Source organism: Mannheimia haemolytica, from assembly GCF_004342115.1.
Taxonomy (GTDB): domain Bacteria; phylum Pseudomonadota; class Gammaproteobacteria; order Enterobacterales; family Pasteurellaceae; genus Mannheimia; species Mannheimia haemolytica.
Genome location: NZ_SMAC01000063.1, coordinates 1 through 2,527 on the forward strand (window position 1 = coordinate 1; position 2,527 = coordinate 2,527).

4 protein-coding genes and 1 pseudogene are annotated in these 2,527 nt (G+C 39.2%); 1 reads left to right on the forward strand and 4 read right to left on the reverse strand.

Annotated elements, in window-relative coordinates:
* From EDC41_RS13355 to EDC41_RS13370, 4 genes and pseudogenes are all read right to left on the reverse strand, one after another.
* A pseudogene (locus tag EDC41_RS13355) lies at window positions 1–313 on the reverse strand (conserved phage C-terminal domain-containing protein); the annotation flags it as partial.
* Window positions 310–1,056: a Rha family transcriptional regulator gene (locus tag EDC41_RS13360; RefSeq protein ID WP_061887051.1), complete on the reverse strand. Its 747-nt coding sequence runs from the start codon at window positions 1,054–1,056 to the stop codon at window positions 310–312. The pseudogene EDC41_RS13355 and the gene EDC41_RS13360, both read right to left, overlap by 4 nt.
* Before the next feature lie 149 nt (window positions 1,057–1,205).
* Window positions 1,206–1,406, reverse strand: coding sequence for a hypothetical protein (locus EDC41_RS13365; protein ID WP_115262505.1), 201 nt, complete (start codon window positions 1,404–1,406; stop codon window positions 1,206–1,208).
* Window positions 1,407–1,426: 20 nt separating this feature from the next.
* Window positions 1,427–1,633: a helix-turn-helix transcriptional regulator gene (locus tag EDC41_RS13370; protein ID WP_006250080.1), complete on the reverse strand. Its 207-nt coding sequence runs from the start codon at window positions 1,631–1,633 to the stop codon at window positions 1,427–1,429.
* A gap of 129 nt (window positions 1,634–1,762) precedes the next feature.
* On the opposite strand from EDC41_RS13370, the gene EDC41_RS13375 reads away from it, so the two are divergent.
* Window positions 1,763–2,422, forward strand: coding sequence for a helix-turn-helix domain-containing protein (locus tag EDC41_RS13375; RefSeq protein WP_006250079.1), 660 nt, complete (start codon window positions 1,763–1,765; stop codon window positions 2,420–2,422).
* The last annotated feature ends 105 nt before the right edge of the window (window positions 2,423–2,527 follow it).

A 2,527-nucleotide genomic window follows, 5' to 3' on the forward strand; every position in this document is an offset into this window, starting at 1 on the left:
GCTCGAATTTATTCCATTCACAACCTTTTTCAGTTAAACGGACATAATCTTTACCGTCCATTTTGAAGTGGTCGATAATGCCTTTTTCTTTCAACGCTTTATATTGGCGGTAAACTGTATCTTCTTTGCTAAAAACCGCAGGTAACTCTTCGCAAACCTTGCTAAAAGACATCCAGTAATAGGTTATGCCATCAATCACTACTGCTTTAGCCCAACTAGAGGCTTGATTGATTAAATCGACCAATGCCCCTTGTGTAATATTTATTTCCCATTCCACTAAGCGGACGTTGTTTATTGTTGATGTAAATCTCATACCGCCACCTTACTGTGATAATATTTACCATTCCAATCGGCTTTCATTGGTAACTTAGCTTGTAAATAAGCTTCAAAAATCTTAACAGCACCTTTCTCAAGCAAAATTGGCTTATAGGTGGCCATCTCAATACGTTCAACAGGATCAACTTCAATTCGCTTAAATGACTCCGTCAGATATTTATCCCGAACGTGGCTAAACACCCGCCAGCAATGCTTGTCTTTGTATAACCAGCCTCGACTACGTAAATAATCATTTATCTTGTTACTATTTACGCCATTCAGCCCTTTTACAAACTGAGCAGGGGTCAAACCCGGTTCAAAGTAGGATTTCAAGGCGTGGTTTTCTGCGGTAGTCTGCTGTTTTTCCAACAATAAAACTTGGTTTTGTTCCGCCAACTCCGCTGCCATTCGCAGAGCCTCGGGGTAATTTTTCGGAATAGAGGGCTGATGTTGCTTTTCTAACTCATCTAAGCGGTCAATGATTTTGGCTCTCAGCTCAATGCGATAGCCTGAAACTAAAATCATTGTTTCTCGTTTTGGAAGAAAGTAGCAGGGTTGCATTCTGCCGTCTTTGGTTTTGTACTGCCCCGAAAATTCGGGAGAGTTCAAATTTAGCTCTGCTAACATTTTGCGAATATCAACCATAACGTGGTCGTGGCGTTTCTCGCACAATTGAGCGATTTCGACACTACTTATCGCAACGCTTGCTTTTTGTTCTGAAATGTTTAATAATTGATTCATCGAAAATACCTTTCGTTGTTTAGTTTTAAAGAGCCACCGTTACAGCGGTGGTTTTTTAATTGTTAAAAACCCACCACGCAAGCAGCATAAAAATTGCCACTCTAATAAAAATTGAATTTTTCTAAAAAATTTTTCATTGTTGGTAACTTCTATGTTTTCGCTTCTTCGAGATTTATTCGCTTATATCGTTTCTCTTTCAGCTCTAGTAACTCGTCTTTATCCGCAAGCTCAATACTTAAGTAATCAATAATCACCGCCACCATTTCCACATTATCTGCAAATGTACGGCTAAATTGTGATTCACTCAGTCCTATTGCTCTTGCATTTTTTGTTAATTCATTGCGTGGCATTGCAAGCCTCTTGGGGTAAATTAGTTGCCAACGGGGAAAACGTCATCAATTCGTACGTTTGCACCTAATTCGTTCAATCCCTCAACAATTTTTTGAGCAACGTAAATAGATGGGGTACGATTTCCAGTTTCATAGTTAGCTATTCTTGGTTGCCCCCAACCAATCTGAACAGCTAACTGAGCTTGACTTATACCAATTTGGTTTCGTATTTCAGCTATCTTATTCATACAAATTTCTCTTTGTGATTTATATCTTTTAATTAAATCACAAAATGAACTAATTGTAAATTTCATTTTGTGATTTACAAGGATATAACGGAGCGTGTTAAAATGAGGAAAATCTAATAGGAGAGTGCTATGACAACCTTAGGTAGTAGAATTAAGGCTTACAGAGAACAGCTAGGAATCAGCCAATATGAAGTTGCTGAAAGATGTACATCAATAGATAATCGAGATAAAAATAACAAATGGGGGCAATCTCGCATTGCTAATTATGAGAGAAACAATCGTACTCCCGATCTTGATGATATTGAAATACTCAGCAAAGTGCTTGGTGTTTCTCCAGAAACACTTGCTTTTGATACAAACGTTCAGCTTGCCAGACCGACAAAATCGAACTCATATCCGTTGATCAGCAATATACAAGCGGGTTTATGGACAGAAGCCTTTGATTTCAAAGATTCGGAGGGCTATGACTATATTGATACTGAAATTGATGCCGGACCGGACGCTTTCTTTTTAAGAATTTCCGGAATGTCGATGGAGCCTAAATTTAGTGAAGGCGATCTGGTGTTAATTGATATTCGCAAACGTCCTCACCCGGGCGATTATGTTGCTGCGGTCAATGGCACAGGCGAAGCAACCTTAAAACGTTACCGAGAATTAGGCGAATGGTCTGAATCCGGCAATCCTCATTTTGAATTAATCCCCCTTAATCCTGACTTCCCGACACTCAGCTCAATGAAACAAGATATTCGCATTATCGGTGTGGCGGTTGAGCATCGGAGCTATTTGTAGCCAGCGGTTGTTTTATTGGGTAGAAAGGAAGTTAAAATGAATAATAAACGCATTAAACCTGAACAGTTTGCGGATTTTATCACGCAACGTACTGGGCGGAATTTA

Excerpts from the sequence above, each read along its gene's own strand:
- EDC41_RS13360 (WP_061887051.1), bottom strand. The coding sequence starts at position 1,056 with ATGAATCAATTATTAAACATTTCAGAACAAAAAGCAAGCGTTGCGATA.
- EDC41_RS13365 (WP_115262505.1), bottom strand. The coding sequence starts at position 1,406 with ATGCCACGCAATGAATTAACAAAAAATGCAAGAGCAATAGGACTGAGT.
- EDC41_RS13370 (WP_006250080.1), bottom strand. The coding sequence starts at position 1,633 with ATGAATAAGATAGCTGAAATACGAAACCAAATTGGTATAAGTCAAGCT.
- EDC41_RS13375 (WP_006250079.1), top strand. The coding sequence starts at position 1,763 with ATGACAACCTTAGGTAGTAGAATTAAGGCTTACAGAGAACAGCTAGGA.